The sequence below is a fragment of the uncultured Microbulbifer sp. genome (assembly GCF_947504145.1).
Classification (GTDB): Bacteria; Pseudomonadota; Gammaproteobacteria; order Pseudomonadales; family Cellvibrionaceae; genus Microbulbifer.
The window spans coordinates 1,394,893-1,410,335 of record NZ_CANNGQ010000001.1; the positions used below are offsets into that span (position 1 = coordinate 1,394,893).

Annotated in this window: 11 protein-coding genes; 1 reads left to right on the top strand and 10 read right to left on the bottom strand. The window is 57.5% G+C overall.

What is annotated here, in order from left to right; all coding sequences use genetic code 11:
• Positions 1–36: 36 nt before the first annotated feature.
• From aldA to Q1A74_RS06250, 9 genes are all read right to left on the bottom strand, one after another.
• Complete coding sequence (aldA, locus tag Q1A74_RS06210; RefSeq protein WP_299593612.1) at positions 37–1,491, bottom strand: aldehyde dehydrogenase; 1,455 nt, start codon at positions 1,489–1,491, stop codon at positions 37–39.
• Between the two features lie 2 nt (positions 1,492–1,493).
• Positions 1,494–2,258, bottom strand: a complete 765-nt coding sequence (locus Q1A74_RS06215) for an SDR family NAD(P)-dependent oxidoreductase (protein WP_299593615.1) — start codon at positions 2,256–2,258, stop codon at positions 1,494–1,496.
• 92 nt (positions 2,259–2,350) lie between these two features.
• A complete protein-coding gene (locus tag Q1A74_RS06220) occupies positions 2,351–3,382 on the bottom strand; it encodes an alcohol dehydrogenase catalytic domain-containing protein (protein WP_299593618.1) in 1,032 nt (343 codons plus the stop codon).
• A 12-nt stretch (positions 3,383–3,394) separates the two neighbouring features.
• Positions 3,395–4,534, bottom strand: a complete 1,140-nt coding sequence (locus Q1A74_RS06225) for a mandelate racemase/muconate lactonizing enzyme family protein (protein WP_299593621.1) — start codon at positions 4,532–4,534, stop codon at positions 3,395–3,397.
• A gap of 101 nt (positions 4,535–4,635) precedes the next feature.
• Positions 4,636–6,990 carry an agarase gene (locus Q1A74_RS06230; protein WP_299593624.1) on the bottom strand — a complete coding sequence of 785 codons (2,355 nt, stop codon included), beginning with the start codon at positions 6,988–6,990 and terminating at the stop codon, positions 4,636–4,638.
• A gap of 367 nt (positions 6,991–7,357) precedes the next feature.
• The gene (locus tag Q1A74_RS06235; protein ID WP_299593627.1) at positions 7,358–9,778 is read right to left on the bottom strand and encodes a beta-galactosidase; all 2,421 of its coding nucleotides are present in this window, start codon (positions 9,776–9,778) and stop codon (positions 7,358–7,360) included.
• Between the two features lie 63 nt (positions 9,779–9,841).
• Positions 9,842–10,996, bottom strand: a complete 1,155-nt coding sequence (locus Q1A74_RS06240) for a mandelate racemase/muconate lactonizing enzyme family protein (protein WP_299593630.1) — start codon at positions 10,994–10,996, stop codon at positions 9,842–9,844.
• 13 nt (positions 10,997–11,009) lie between these two features.
• A complete protein-coding gene (locus Q1A74_RS06245) occupies positions 11,010–11,783 on the bottom strand; it encodes an SDR family NAD(P)-dependent oxidoreductase (protein WP_299593632.1) in 774 nt (257 codons plus the stop codon).
• A gap of 42 nt (positions 11,784–11,825) precedes the next feature.
• A complete protein-coding gene (locus Q1A74_RS06250) occupies positions 11,826–13,391 on the bottom strand; it encodes an MFS transporter (protein ID WP_299593635.1) in 1,566 nt (521 codons plus the stop codon).
• A 243-nt stretch (positions 13,392–13,634) separates the two neighbouring features.
• Between Q1A74_RS06250 and Q1A74_RS06255 the strand changes: the two genes are divergently transcribed.
• Positions 13,635–14,291: a 2-dehydro-3-deoxy-6-phosphogalactonate aldolase gene (locus Q1A74_RS06255; protein ID WP_299593638.1), complete on the top strand. Its 657-nt coding sequence runs from the start codon at positions 13,635–13,637 to the stop codon at positions 14,289–14,291.
• Positions 14,292–14,461: 170 nt separating this feature from the next.
• Here Q1A74_RS06255 and Q1A74_RS06260 read toward each other — a convergent pair whose 3' ends face one another.
• A complete protein-coding gene (locus Q1A74_RS06260; protein WP_299593640.1) occupies positions 14,462–15,262 on the bottom strand; it encodes an IclR family transcriptional regulator in 801 nt (266 codons plus the stop codon).
• Positions 15,263–15,443 lie beyond the last annotated feature (181 nt).

Here is a 15,443-nt window from a genome sequence, read left to right on the forward strand (position 1 = left end):
ATCCTGATGAGATGAAAGGAAGAGTCCAGAGGCTGCTCAAGCCTCCGAGAGGTAAACCGTTTTCTTGTCCACGTACTGCTCAAGTCCGTAGCGACCGTCTTCACCGCCAATACCGGAGAGTTTCCAGCCATTGTGGAAGCCCTGGTGCTGCTCACCGATACCGCGGTTTACATAGACCTCGCCCACTTCCATTTCGGCAATGGACTGGTGGATGTAGCGCAGGTTTTCGGTGAACAGATACGCAGACAGGCCGTATTCGCTGTCGTTGGTGTACTGAATCACTTCGTCGATACTGGAGATTTTTACGATCGGCAGAATCGGGCCGAAGGTTTCCTCGTGCACCAGAATGTTGTCCTGCTGCACGTTGGTCAGCACGGTGGGCTCGTACCAGTTGCCACCTTCAAACCCGGCCACCTGGGCAGGCTTGCCGCCGGTTGCCAGCTCGGCGCCCTGAGAAATGCTTTTCTGCACCAGCTCGTGGATATGTTCGATCTCGCGGGCATTCACTTTCGGGCCCATCTGGGTACTTTCATCCAGCGGGTTGCCCACCTTCAGCCCCTGCACCTTCGGCAGGAATTTGGCCATAAAAGCATCGTAGACTTTCTCATGCACGTACAGGCGCTCGGCACAGGTGCACACCTGTCCGCAGTTAGCGTAGCGGGTCCAAAGAGCGGCTTCCGCGGCTTTATCCAGGTCCGCGTCTTCCATCACGATAAACGGCGCCTTGCCGCCCAGCTCCAGCATCACCGGAATCATGTGCTTGCCGCTGGCCTGGTGAATGATCTGGCCGGCGCGGGTGCTGCCGGTCATGGTGATCATCGCGGTCAATGGGCTTTCACACAGGGCCTGGCCGACAATCGAACCTTCGCCATTGACGATGTTCAGCACACCGGCAGGAATGCCCACTTCGTTGGCGATGCGGCCAAGCTCCATGGTGGTGAGCGGGGTTTCCTGAGTCGGCTTGATCACAATGGTGTTGCCGGTGATCAGCGCCGGGCCGATCTTGCGGCCAGCCAGTGCCAGCGGGAAGTTCCACGCGGTAATCGCTACCACAACACCACGAGGCACCTTGTGGATATAGATTTTTTCGTCTTCGTTGTCCGAAGGCAGAATGTCGCCTTCCAGCGTCAGCGCGTTGTCACAGGCATACTCGATAAAGGTCGCGGTCGCATTGACTTCATCGCGGGCGACACCGATCAGTTTGCCCTGCTCTTTTACCAGCAGCTCTGCCAAGGATTCTTTTTCCGCACGAATGGCCGCCGCGAATTTGCGCAGTACCGCCGCGCGATCGCGCGCGGTGCGTTTGGCCCAGGGCTTTTGCGCGTCTTTGGCGACCTGCAGTGCAACGTCTGCGTCTTCCGCGCAGCCTTTCGGGATACTGCCCAGCACTTCTCCGGTGCTCGGGTTCAGTACTTCAATAGTGCCGTCGGCCTTGGAAGCGACGTATTCGCCGTTCACAAAGTTGACGTTGGTTTTTAATTCGAGAGCCATACTTATCTCCCCATCCAGCCACCGTCCACCAGGAGGACGCTGCCGTTCATGTAATTGGAGGCTTCGGAAGCCAGGAATACCACCGGTCCCTTGAAGTCTTCGGGTTCACCCCAGCGGCCCTGGGGAATACGCCCGAGAATGCTCGCCGCGCGCTCACTGTCTTCGCGCAGCGCCTGGGTGTTATCGGTAGCGATATAACCCGGGGCGATGGCATTCACGTTGACACCTTTGGACGCCCACTCGTTGGACAGTGCCATGGTGATCTGACCAATGGCGCCTTTACTGGCCGCATAACCCGGTACGGTAATACCGCCCTGGAAGGTCAGCAGAGAGGCGGTGAAAATGATTTTGCCGGAACCCTGCGCGACCATTTCCTTACCGATCTCACGGCTCAGAATGAACTGGGCATTCAGGTTGACTTCGATCACCTTGTCCCACAGGTCGTCTCCGTGTTCCGCCGCCGGCGCACGCAAGATAGTACCGGCGTTATTCACCAGAATATCGATCTGCGCGTGCTCGCTTTTTACCTTGTCGATAAAACCGTACAGGGAACTGCGATCGGAGAAATCACACTGGTAAGGGAAGAACTGTTTGCCCACGGCGGCCACGTCGCGGCCCACTGCGGAGTCGTTCAGATCCAGATTGGCGGATACGCCGATCACATCGGCACCCGCTTCCGCCAGAGCAACTGCCATGGCTTTGCCGATTCCGCGGTTACAACCGGTCACCAGGGCTTTTTTGCCGGCGAGGCTGAATTTATCCAACATAGGTTTACTCACTTCAATTCTTTATCGGTTAGACCGGCATCTGTTACCGGCACCTGTTTGACCCGAATACTAGCGTCGCAAGCCGACCTTTCTCAGTCTTCCGCGCCGCAGGAAACCAGGGCCTTCATGCCGGACGGGTTGCCGTCCATGGAGGCAAAGGCGCTGCCGATATCAGTCAGTTGCGCGACCTTGCTGATAAATGGCACCAGGTCGATTTTGCCGCTGGCGACCATATCAATGGCCTGCTCGAAATCCTGCGCTTCGTACACACGCGCACCCACCAGCTCCAGCTCGCGCCAGAAAAACTTGAACAGATCCAGCTGCGGCTTCTGGGAGTGGATGGCCACCATGCAGATACGCCCGCGTACCGCGGCAATCTCGGTCATGGCGTCCACCGCCGGCTGCACGCCGGAAACTTCAAACACCACGTCCGCACCCTTACCCTGGGTCCAGTCTTCCACCGCGGCCTTCAGGTCTTGTTCGATGGGGTTCACCGCCAGCGCACCGGTTTTTTCTGCAAACGCGCGGCGCTCCGGGCTGGGTTCGGAAATCATCACCTCGGCACCAATACCCAGAGCAACCTGAGCCACCAGCTGACCGATAGGACCACCGCCGAGAATGACGGCTTTCTCGCCGGCCTTCAGGCGCGCGCGGGAAATATCGTGGCAAGCAACCGCCAGCGGCTCGATCAACGCGCCCTGTTTAAGAGAAACATTTTCCGGCAACTTGTGCAGGGTGCGCGCTTTGACGTTCCAGAAGCTCTGGAAAGCGCCGACGGAGTCGATGCCCATAAACTTCAGGTTGTGACAAATGTGGCTGTGGCCTTCGTCGCAAGCCGGGCAATCGCCACAGTAATCCAGTGGACGCACGACAACGCGCTCACCGACGGTGTAGTCTTTTACGTTTTCACCCACCGCATCCACAACACCGGACATTTCGTGGCCGACAACCTGCGGAGGCTTTACACGTTGGTCCATCACGCCGTGATAGATATGCATGTCGGTACCACAGATACCGACATAACCGACTTTCAGGCGAACCTCATCCGCCGCTGGCGCTTCACAGCGACCTTCCACAACTTCAAATGATTTGTTGCCGACATACTGAGCAGCTTGAGCTTGCATGAACATCACCTATTAAGAGTGCTTGACCAGATGGGGTCGCAGCAGAGTTTCATCAAAAGTCACCCCGGTACCCGGCTCGTTGGAAGCCACGGCGCGGCCGTTCTCCAGCACGGTCGGGCGGGTGGTGTATTCGTCGATGGGGAAAGAGTGCACTTCCAGGTAGCCCGCGTGGGGCTGGCTCGCCATCAGGGAAACATGCAGCTCGTGCATGCCATGGCTGCACACCGGCAGGTTGTGCGCGTAGGCCAATTCCGCCACCTTCAACCAACCGGTGATACCGCCAATATTGGAGGCATCCGGTTGCAGGAAGCCGAGCTTGGATTGCGCAATGGCGTAGGTAAATTCGTGCACCGTGTGCAGATTCTCACCCATGGCCAGTGGAATATTGATGGCGTCGGCAATGCGGCCATAACCCAGGTAATCGTCGGGGATGGTGGGCTCTTCGAACCAGGTGATATCGCAGTGGTCGATAGCGCGGCCAAAGCGCACGGCCTGCTCGACGGTCATGGAATAGTTGGCGTCCACCATAAAGGTGACGTCATCACCGATCAGCTTGCGCACCGCCTCGACCCGCGCAACGTCTTCCTTGTAGTTTTCCTTACCCACCTTGATCTTCACCGCGTTGAATCCGCGCGCCAGGTAGTTGGAAATATTGTCCAGCAACCTGGACTCGGAGAAGTTCAGGTCGATACCACCGGCATAGCACTTGGTGGTATTGCCCGCACCGCCAGCCACTTTCCACAACGGCAGGCCCAGGCGTTTACAGCGCAGGTCCCACAGAGCGATATCCACCGCCGACAGCGCGAAGCTCAGCAGACCACCGCGGCCCACATAGTGCAGATGGGACTGAATCCCCTCCCAGATGGCGAAAATATCCGACGCATCGCGGCCTTCCAGCAGCGGCTGGATATCGTCCTGCAGCAGGGAGTAGATGGCGCGGCCACCGCGGCCGCCGGTATAGGTATATCCCACGCCTTCCAGGCCATCCTGGCAGCGCACGCGGAACACCAAGACTTCAAAATGGGTGTGGTCACCGTGGCGCGCGTCGGAGAGCACTTCGGCCAGAGGAATCTGGTAATACTCAACCTTGGTGGCGGCGATGGTGCTCGAAGACAGCAGCTCTGCGGCCTGCTCTTTTACTTCCATCAACATGGAGGAACCCCAAAATCCGTGATTTTTTATTAGCACTTCAAATAACTTCTAATGATTAAACCTCAATCAGTAGAACCATTGTATATTGTTAACAATTAACATCAATCATTTTTTTGCCCATATCGGCGCGGGTACAACTCCCGGTTTAGCGCCTGCGCGGCCGCCACCATCGGCCCGTAGGGCTCATCCGCCACGGTGACAAAGCCGACGTTATAGTTTTCGCCATCCCAGGCGCGGCCGGAGGCCGGCGAATCGATGTACTGGAACCACTGGGCGCCCACAAACCAGGGGTTGTCGATGATGGTGTGCATATAGTCGCGGAACATCTCGCCCCGCTCCTGCTGGCTCTCGGCGGACACCAGCCCCGCATGGAAGCTGCCGGAATCCGTCGCCCCCATATGGAACTCGCCAATAATCGAGGGCTTGTCGATCTCCGCGAGGAAATCCCAATTGCCCGCCGCCAGCCCCTCGGTATAGAGGTTGTAACTGACCACATCCACGTGGGCCGCCGCGCCGCGCACCACTTCCGGGGTCATACCCCAGTCCGCAAAGCGCGCGCCGAGAAACAGGTGATTGGGCATAACCGCGGCCAGCTCGCGCTGCACCACTGAGAAGAACTGTGCGGACAGGGACTCCAGCAGCAGCGAGAAGTCCTCACGTAAGGCCCCATCGATCAGAGGCTTGCCGTTGGCAGACGCGGGTAATGCAAAACCGTCCGCGAAGGCTTCCCAGGAAGTCACCGCAGAAGTGCCCGTAGAAGCATCCCTAGAAGTAAGCGGAAGCGACCAGGCACGAGACAGGTTTTCCACACTGGTGTATCTGGCCCGCAGAAGCTCTACAAACGCGGCCTTGGCCGGGCTCTCTGCGGCATCGCGAGTCAGGGTGTGAATAATGAGACCGAAGTGACCGGCGTCGGACTTGGTGTTACCCCAGCTCAACTCATTCTCGATATAGACGCCCATGCACCAGGGATCGCTTTGAACCTCCGCCGCAACTTGCGCCACGGTGCGCTTTACCGAGCGGACGAATTCGGGGTCAAACGGATCGTGCAGCGGCCCCCAGTAATCGTCACCACTGCTCACCCGCTTGTGGTCACCACGAATCCAGCCGTTGGCCACATAGGCCACCTTGCCATTGTCATACAGGGACGGATCCGCCCAGTTACCCAGCGTGGTAAAGCCCCAATCCAGCTGACGATCAATGGTGACTTCGCGCCAGCGCTGTAAATAATCCGGGCCGTATTTGCGCTCGAGATTGGCGCGATAAAAACTGAACCCCTCTCCCTTTTCCACCGGTCCTGTGTGCACTACCGGACGGTAAACATAGTGGCTGGAAAGTGCACCCTGCTCTTCCGGCAACCACTGGAACAGATTTTTGCGCAACTCGGATGCCACCACGGGCCCCTTGCGCGCATCCGGCTCCGCGAAGTCCACACCCGTCATGGTGACGGTGTTGTCCATCCGCATATTGTCGACGCCGGTGGCAAAAAACAGATAACCCTCCGGGTCGATCAGCGCCCACTGGCCATCAATTTTCTGGGTGCGGAAATAGCCGGTCGCTTCATATTGCGGACCTTTAGCCCAGCCGCCAAAACGGGAGCGATCGGCAAATGTCGGCTGCGCGGAGAACTGCTCTGCCTCCCGCTGCGCGCTTGCGCGGAGCGCGTCATCGCTGTGAATTTTTTCAGGATAGTCTTGGGACGCGTACTGACCGTACTGGTCAAAGATTCCGTGAAGATTTTGCGGCTGGAATTCCCCGTTAGTGGCGAGGGCAATATCCTCGAGCACCAGAGTGCGGTCGCTGAGGATACTTTTCATATTCAATTCGACGTGACGAATACTGGACAGATCCAGGGACTTACTGCCCCACATCCAGGTCATCGCCGTTGCGGCATTGTCATACAACGCCGGCGCGTCGCGCATACCGGTATCCAACGCCAGCGCCGGGCCATTCAGATCAAAGTAGTAAGTGCCCGCGCCACCGGCGGGCACATTGAACGAACGGGTTCCGAAGGTCTTATCGTCGTAAACCGAGACAAACAATTGCGCGGAGTGATCACCCGGGTTGGCGACGCTCAGAGACAAACCAATACTGTCCCCGGCGTTGCTCCAGTCCCAGCCAGACTCTGGCGCAAGATCCAGTCGCGGCTCGTAGGTATCTTTGGAGAACACAGCTTTCAGCGGCGCTGAGCCGCCTTCTGCCGGCAGCCGGGATAGGGAAACTCCATATCCCTCAACTCCGGCAGGAATTCCATTACCGGCACTAAGAATCGGCTGCAGGTACTCTTTGTGGGCAACAGTGGTCGATTGCTCAATGCCTTCACCCGGCGACTCACTACCCAGTTCGCCACCAGGCTTGCCACAAGCCGCCAGTAGCACAGCGGCAACACAAAGGCCGAGACCCATGGAATAGAAAAGCTGTGAATGCGGCAGAATTGAGGACAGGTTGGTTGCCATTGAAATACCCGAGACTGAAAGATCGTTATTGTGTTTATTAACAATATTTTGTTAACAATCTACAGTTATCTATGGGTAATGTAAACGTTTCAATTAGCGCGAATGGGGTTAAACCGTTGTTTTGCCAACAAAAAAGCGCGACGCCCTGCCGGACGCCGCGCTTTCTCTCCATCGCCCTGCTTTTGGCGCAGGTTTGTATTGAACCGCCAATCTATTCGAGAAGGCGGCGGTGCCGGGTAGGGCTTTCCAAGACCTTCCGCGAGAGGGACCTCGCGGAAGAGCCCCCAGGGATGGGTTCACGGCGTGTCTTGGAAAGCCCTACCCGGCAGCGTCGCCGCCACCGAGCTAACTACAACGTCCGGAAAGATCACTCCTCCGGCTTCACATCACCAAAGCGACGCTCATACAGCCCCTCGTGGACTTCCTTGGCCGCTTTGACCATTTCCGCGTAGGGCACGTCCGCTACCGATACAAAGCCATTGGCATAGTTCTCGCCGTCGTAGGCGCGGCCGGTGATCGGGGAATCCATGTACTGGAACATATGCACGCCCACAAACCAGGGGTTATCGATAAACGAGTGCATATAGTTCTTGAACATACGGCCACGGTCTTTCTGATCCGCGGAGATCACGATACCCGGGTGGAAATGTCCCTGATCGTCGGAGCCGAAGCTGAACTCACCTATCAGGCTCGGCTTGTCGATTTCCGCGAGGAAATCCCACTTGGACGGGACCAGCCCTTCCTCGTAGAGGTTGTAGCTGATGATGTCTACATTCTTACCCGCCGCCTTGACGATTTCCGGTGGCATACCCCAGCTCGGCAGACGGGAGCCGAGATACAGGTGATTCGGAAGCACAGACTTCATCGCCTTGTTGATGGTGCCGAAGTACTGGTTGCCGTATTCAAACAACAGGGTCGCGTAATCTTCGCGCTGGGCGTCGGTCGTGAGTTTGGAATCCATGCCCTTCTCGAACGCCTCCCAGGAAGCGACGTTTTTATTCCAGGCTTTGTTCAGCGCCTCAATGGTGCCGTACTTTTCTTTCACCACTTTGGTGAATGCACCCTTGGCCGGGGTATCCGCGGCATCACGGGACAGCGCGTTGATCACGATACCGTAGTGCAGATCGTCGCTTTCCAGCCGACCAAAGCTCTGCTCGTTATCGAAGAAAATACCCATACACCAGGGACTCGCCTGGATCTGCTCGCTGACCGCTTTCGCCGCCACGACTGAGCGCTGGTAAAAACGCGGATCGTAGGGGTCCGGTACGGGGTGCCAGAAATCGAAGCCGCTGGAAAGAGTGCCGAATTCACCGATGATGTCCGCAAACGCCACAAACGGAATGCGCTCTTCCTTGTAGTAGGAATCCGCCGCCCAGTTACCCAGGGAAGTAAAACCCCAATCCAGCATGCGGTCGATGGTGACTTTCTGCCAGGTATCCAGGTAAGACTCAGGATAGGTTTCTCCGTAGCGGCGCTCCAGGTTGGCACTGTAGAAACTGAAAGTCTCGCCATGTTTGAGCGGGCCAGACTGGGTTTCACGGCGGTAGCCGTAGTGGTTGCCGAGGTCATCGTCATAGCCCGGCAGCCAGTTGAACATGTCAGCGCGGGTCTCGGAAATCAGGTCACGGGTGGCCCAGGCTTTTTCGTCCACACGGTTCAGGGGCTGGTCGTCTTCCGCAATCACCTCATCCGCACTGCGCTTGGGGATCAGCGCCTGATCGTAGTCGTAGCCGGTAATGGTGGAAGAGTTCGACAGGCGAATAATGTCGATACCGGTGGAGAAATAGAGGTAACCCTCCGGATCTACGATGGCCCACTTGCCGTTTACTTTTTCTGTACGGAAATAGCCGGTGGCTTCCAGTTGCGGACCGTTTTTCCAGCCACTGAATTTTGAACGATCGGAATTGGGCTTGCCGGAAAGGCTGGCAAGCTCTTCCTCGACGACCTTCTTAAGCTCTTCGTCAGAGTGAATTTTGCCTTCGTAATCTACCTTGGCGTTCTGGCCGTATTTGTCCAGCAGACCGGTGAGGAAGTTTTTATCCATCTCCGGGTTTGCGCGCAGGCGCAGATTATCAATGGTGTACTGGCGATCGCTCAGGCTACCGTCAGAACCGAAGGAAATCTGGGTGATGCCGGAAAGGTCCAGCAGTTTTTTACCCCAGAAGGAATGCAGCATCACGTCGTCGGAATGCCAGGTAGGCGGATTGGAGCGCAGACCGGAAGCAAAGTTGAATTCGTTCTGGGCCGCCGCCTTGGGATCCTCCTGATCGTGGCCATGCAGTTTGGCGTAGTAAGTGCGCGAGGTACCGTCCGCAGGGACTACCAGGCCGCGCGTATAGAAATCACCATTTTTATCGCCCATGGTGACATCGATCTGCACCGACTCCTCACCGTGGTTGGCCACATCAAACGCAAGGTTGAAGTTGGAGAATTCACTCCAGTCCCAGGCCTCCGCCGGTTTGATCACCAGGCCGGCACCGTTGTTATCCGCAAGCTTCAACTTCACCTGCAATGCTTTGCCACCGGCACCATCGTCCACCAGATTGGCGGTGCCATTGTTGACCTGAACAGACGCCGGAATGCCACCCTTGTCGAAACCTTCCAGCACAAAGTCCTGTGCCAGCAAATTGGAATCTGCAGTGCTCACCGCGCTCGCAGTGGACTCACTCCCCTTCTGCTCTCCGGAACAGGCGGCCAGGCCACCCAGAGTTGCCGCGGCAATGGCGAGGCTCAACAGGGAGCGCATCAGTGGTCCAGAAGAATTTTTGGCAAAGGTTTTGGTTTCCATCGTCTTACTCATTTTTTTATTGATATGCGCCGAACGCCGCCAGGCGCACGCGCAGTAGATTTCTCACCAGTTGGTGTAGCTTCCGTCCGGCTTGTACAGTCGTGGTGCTTCCCAGAATTTAAACGACTGCTCGGCAATCATTTCCTCGTTCACGTCGATTCCGATGCCCGGCGCATCGCCCACCGGATACACCCGGTTCACTTCTTTTGGCCGGTTGATGAAATACTTGTCGTGATCGGATTTATTGCTGTCGTAGGGGGCAATTTCACACCAGGACAGATTCGGCACCGCCGCACACATCTGGATGGTTGCTGCGGTGCACACCGGGCCCAGCGGATCGTGGGGCATGATGTCGATGTAATGGCTTTCTGCCATGGCGGCCACTTTCATCGCCTCGGTCAAACCGCCCACATTGCACACGTCGATGCGGGCAAAGTTGGTAATGTCTTTTTCGATATAGGGCAGGAAATCCCACTTGCTTGAAAACTCCTCGCCGATGGCAAAAGGTACATTCACCATGTTGCGCAGCCCCTGATAGGCCGACACGGACTGATCGCGGATCGGTTCTTCGAGGAAGTCGAGCACACCCTCCCCCAGCTTCTGGCAGAAACTCGCGGTTTCGGCAACGGAGAGGCGGTGGTGGTAGTCGATACCCAGCACCAACTCATCTCCCAGTTCCTGACGGATTTCTTTCAGGCTGCCGGCTGCAGCGGCAATGGATTTACGCACATCAAACGTGGTCGGTTCGATGGGCGAGCCGTGTTCGCCGGTGGTTGCACGGATCACTTCCCAGCCCTGCTCGCGCAGCGTGCGGAAGTCGTCCAGCAGCGCCGGCCCCATGGGCTTGGTGGAGGTCACAAACAACGGAATTTCATTGCGCTGTTTGCCGCCCAGTAATTGATAGGTCGGCACGTTCAGTGCTTTACCGGCAATATCCCAAAGGGCGATATCAATTGCCGAAATTGCCGCGGTGAGCACGCGGCCACCTTCAAAATACTGGCTGCGGTACATCTCCTGCCACAGCGCGCCAATATTGCGCGCGTCGCGGCCAATCAGGAATTCGCGGAAATGCTTCACCGCGCCGGCCACCGCCAGTTCCCGGCTGGAGAGACCAGACTCGCCCCAGCCGTAAATGCCCGCATCGGTTTCCACCTTTACCAGACAAAGGTTACGGTGCCCTACCCAGGCGGGATACACCTTGATATCGGTAATCTTCATCCTTGCGCTCCGCTTATTTCAGATCGTCGGTGGGACACAGACTGGCACTGAGGCCGTGGTCCGCGGTGATATTGGAACCGGTCATGGCGCCGGAACAGGGTGAAAGCAGGAATGCGGCGATATGCCCCACCTCTTCCACCGTGTTGTATTTGTTGTCTGCATGCATTTTGTCGAAGGACGCTGCCAGTGCCGGATTTGCGTCCGCCACTTTGGCGACCGCTTCGGTTTTGGTCAGACCCGGGCAGAGGCTGTTTACGCGGATGCCTTTTTTGCCCAGGCTCCAGGCCATGGCGCGAGTCATGGCGACGATGGCGCCCTTGGTCGCTGAATACATTTCGTAACCGGCGACACTGGCACCGGCGTGATTGGACGCGATATTCACAATCGCGGCACCCGCCTGCATATGACGCGCCGCCGCCTGGCACAGCAGAAAAACCGAGCGCTGATTCACTTCCCACAGGCAGTCCAGCTTATCCAGATCAAACTCAAGAAAGTTTCCCTCAATGGTGACGCCAGCGTTGTTTACCAGGCCGTCGATGCGCCCGAAGCGCTCCACCACCGATTCGATAAACGGTGCAATCGCCGCGGCGTCACCCACATTCAACGGCAAGTAGGCGCTTTCAAATCCGCGGTCGCGCAGGGTTTCCACCCGATTGCTCGCATCGTTGATATCCGCCAGCACCACGGTGGCACCCGCCTCGGCACACACCTGTGCGATACCCCAGCCGATGCCTGCAGCGGCACCGGTGACGATAACAACCTTCTGATCCAGCAAGGCTTTAGACATGAAGACTTCTCACTTTCTTGAACGATCAATCCCGGTGCGCGCTCAGGCGCGCACCATGGTCGCCTCGATCTCTTCGATGGATTTGTTTTTGGTTTCCGGCAGCAAACGGTACAGCAACACCAGGCTGACACTGATACAGGCGGCGTAGAACAGGAAGATTTCGGTTGCGCCCATATTGTTCAGCTGCCAGGGGAAGAACTGCTGCACAAAGTAGCTGACGGTACTCACGATCAGCGCAAAGAACGGAATCGCAACGCCGCGTACATAGGTGGGGAAAATTTCAGAGAAGAGCACCCACATCACCGGGCCAATCGACAGATTAAATGCCGCGATAAAACACATGATGCCCGCGAGCACCAGGGTGGCATTGATCTGGATGCCGTGCTGAATCAGCACGCCCTCGTTGGCGCGGGCAGTGGCTTCACCCAGCGCCTGATACATGGCCTGCTTGAACGCCACATCGGTTTCAAACACGGTGCCCACCAGCGCCTGCAGGGAAGACACATCGATGTTGGCCGCGGCCAGCGCCTGCAGGGAAGACGCGGTCAATTCATAGGTCGCCTGGCTGAAGGCCCAGCTGCACAGAAACAGGCTGGCGCCGCCCCAGGCGAGACCGAACAACACCAGCGGGCGGCGGCCGAGACGGTCAATCAACAATAGTGCCAGAATGGTAAACATCACACTCACCACACCCACGATCACCGCCTGCATAAATGCCGCATTGGTGCCGATACCCACCTGCTCAAACACGGTGGGCGCATAGAACATGATGGCGTTGATACCGGTAATCGGCTGCGCGATGGCGATTACCAAACCCACCCAGAAAGCGGTGCGCAGACGCGGCTTGAAGATCTCTGCCACCTGCTGGCGGAAGTTGCCGGTCGGCGCGGCAGCCGCGCTCTCCTGAATCTCAACAATCTGCGGCTCGATATGCCCTTCCGGCAACAACTTGCGCATTACCGCACGGGCATCGTCAAGGCGGCCCTTGAGCACCAACCAGCGCGGACTCTCGGGAATCGCGAGCAGCATCAGCAGCCAGATCAATGCCGGGATCACTTCCACCCCCAGCATCCAGCGCCAGGTGTACTGGTCGATGCCCAGTGCGGTCACCCAGGCCGCATCCGCATTGGATGCCTGCAAAATAACGTAGTTGGCAAAATAGGCTGCAGAGAGGCCGACCACGGTGGTGATCTGGTTCATGGACACCAGCTTGCCGCGCATTTGCGGCGGTGCAATTTCGCCGATATACATGGAGGCAAGGGAAAGAGAGGTAAATGCGAGGCCACCGAGGAAGCGCGCCGCCACCAACATTTCAAAATTGGGCGCGAGCACCGAGCCAATGGCGGATACAAGATAGAGGGCGGCAATCATTAGCAGTGCCGTTTTGCGGCCCCAGGCATCACAGATACGCCCGGTCACCAGCAGCGCAAAGATCACCCCGAAACCGGGCGCACTGACGACGGTGCCCACTTGCAGGTCCGACAGGGTGAACTCGGCGGTAATAAAGCGCACGGTGCCGGAGATCAGCGCCGCATCGAGACCAAAAATAAAACCACCAAATGCCACGATTGCGGCAAATTTGAAGGCGGTCAGCTGGAATCCTCTCATCGGATAACCCTCTTTTATTGTTATGGGCGCTCCGACCACTGGCACCTAAGGAACAGCTTGGGTACCCCAGGAAGTATGGTCGGCCACCACGTGATGTTGGCCCATCATACAACCCCAATCCTTTTTTGTTAACAATTAACTATATACAAATATTCCTGCGTCCCTTTATACTGCATCCATCCTGTCCCGTCACCGGGAATAGATCACTAAAAAGCAGATCCGTAAGAAGCTCAGGAATCAAACATGCTGAAGCAGCAGTTTCACCAGGCGCTGGAAGCCTGCCCTCTTATCGCCATCATCCGCGGCGTCACGCCGCACGAGATCGACATGGTTGCCAATACCCTGCTGGAAGCCGGTGTGCGCGCCATCGAGATCCCGCTGAATTCCCCGGTTGAGCCTCTCAAGAGTATCGAGCGGCTGGCGAAAATCATGGACGACTTCGGTGAAACCACCATCTGTGGCGCCGGTACCGTGCTGACCCCGGAGCAGGTGCAGAGTGTACAAAATTCAGGCGGAGAGATCATTGTTTCGCCAAACTGTGACCCGGAAGTGATCCGCGCTACCAATGACCGGAATCTGATTTCCGTTCCCGGCTGCCTCACCCCCACCGAGGCGTTCAGTGCGCTCAAAGCCGGTGCCGAGGTGCTGAAAATGTTCCCGGTAGCGGACTTCCCGGCCCAGTACCTGGCCTCTCTCGGCGCGGTGGTTCCGAAAGATGTGCTCACCCTGGCGGTGGGCGGTATCACCGATACCAATATGGAAGAGTACTGGAAGGCCGGTGCACGCGGTTTCGGCCTCGGCTCTAACATTTATGCCGCCGGCGACAACGCCAGCCAGATCGCCGACAAAGCGCGCATCATGGTGGATGCGGCGAAGCGCGTGCAGGCGCTTGGAAAATGATTTCTCCCGTAGCGAAGCACACCCCAGTTTGCGCTTTGTTACACCTTGTCAGTTACGAACGACTCTTCGTGACCTTTGCCTGTGCCGCAACCTCGGTTGCCTAAAAGGCATTTTCTCTCGCTTCAGCGCCCCTTTTCAGGGGCGCTTTTTTTATGTCTGATACCTGCCGATTAGAGGCCGAGGGCGGCACTGATCCGCGCGGCGGATTCCTGTACCGCACGCTCCAGCTCCTCGCGCTCCAGCTTTTTGCCCACCACCGAGGTCAGGCTGGAAACCGCCAGCGCGGCAATGGTCGCACCATCCGGCTGCCCTACCAGCGCCGCGCAGTCCGTCACGCCATCGGTCAATTCACTGATACGCAGCTCGAAACCCGCTTCACGCACCGGGAGCAGCGATTGCTCCATGGCCAGGGGGGCGTCCACACCCGGCATCTTTTCCAGCAAACCGGCGCGGCGCCCCGCCTCGCAATTCGCCAGCAGCACCCGCCCGGATACGGTCTGCAGCAGTGGGAACAAGGTGCCCTCATTGAACGACAGGGATACCGGCCCGGGGCTCTGTACCTGCAACACGACCATCAACTGGCCCTGGTGAATCACGCTCAAGTGGCAGGACTGGCCGAGCCGCGCCGCCAGCGCCTCCATCTCCGGCTGTGCCGCAAAGCGCAGCTGCGAGACCGGCGACAGCGTCCGGGTCAGCTCCAGCAGCTTGAGGGAAACCCGGTACTTGCCGGACACCTCGTCTCGCAACAGGTAACCCCGGGATTCGAGGCCTACCAGTACCCGGAAGATCTCGCTATTGGTGCGACCGATCCCCTGGGCAATATCGGATTGGGACAGTGGCAGCGACTCCGCCGCAAGAAACTCGAGAATCTCCAGGGCCTTGTCCAGCGCCGGCACCGCGTACTTGTTCCCGCCATTGCCGTTGCCCCCATCCTTCTGATTCCCCGCTTTTACGCTCACTTTCTCGGGCACCACTTCCCCCTGACCCACACATTGTTTGGCATTTGTTTTGTCAGCGCATTTAAGCACAGGTTGACACCGCCAAAAAACGATTTTTATACTTGAACAACAATTTCAAATATAAAAACACGAAATCGATCCTGATGAGCCGCCAACCAGCGGGCAACCAACACCCGCACCTCGTTTACGAGTG

Coding starts and splice junctions, on each gene's coding strand:
- aldA (WP_299593612.1), bottom strand. CDS start 1,491: ATGGCTCTCGAATTAAAAACCAACGTCAACTTTGTGAACGGCGAATAC.
- Q1A74_RS06215 (WP_299593615.1), bottom strand. CDS start 2,258: ATGTTGGATAAATTCAGCCTCGCCGGCAAAAAAGCCCTGGTGACCGGT.
- Q1A74_RS06220 (WP_299593618.1), bottom strand. CDS start 3,382: ATGCAAGCTCAAGCTGCTCAGTATGTCGGCAACAAATCATTTGAAGTT.
- Q1A74_RS06225 (WP_299593621.1), bottom strand. CDS start 4,534: ATGTTGATGGAAGTAAAAGAGCAGGCCGCAGAGCTGCTGTCTTCGAGC.
- Q1A74_RS06230 (WP_299593624.1), bottom strand. CDS start 6,990: ATGGCAACCAACCTGTCCTCAATTCTGCCGCATTCACAGCTTTTCTAT.
- Q1A74_RS06235 (WP_299593627.1), bottom strand. CDS start 9,778: ATGGAAACCAAAACCTTTGCCAAAAATTCTTCTGGACCACTGATGCGC.
- Q1A74_RS06240 (WP_299593630.1), bottom strand. CDS start 10,996: ATGAAGATTACCGATATCAAGGTGTATCCCGCCTGGGTAGGGCACCGT.
- Q1A74_RS06245 (WP_299593632.1), bottom strand. CDS start 11,783: ATGTCTAAAGCCTTGCTGGATCAGAAGGTTGTTATCGTCACCGGTGCC.
- Q1A74_RS06250 (WP_299593635.1), bottom strand. CDS start 13,391: ATGAGAGGATTCCAGCTGACCGCCTTCAAATTTGCCGCAATCGTGGCA.
- Q1A74_RS06255 (WP_299593638.1), top strand. CDS start 13,635: ATGCTGAAGCAGCAGTTTCACCAGGCGCTGGAAGCCTGCCCTCTTATC.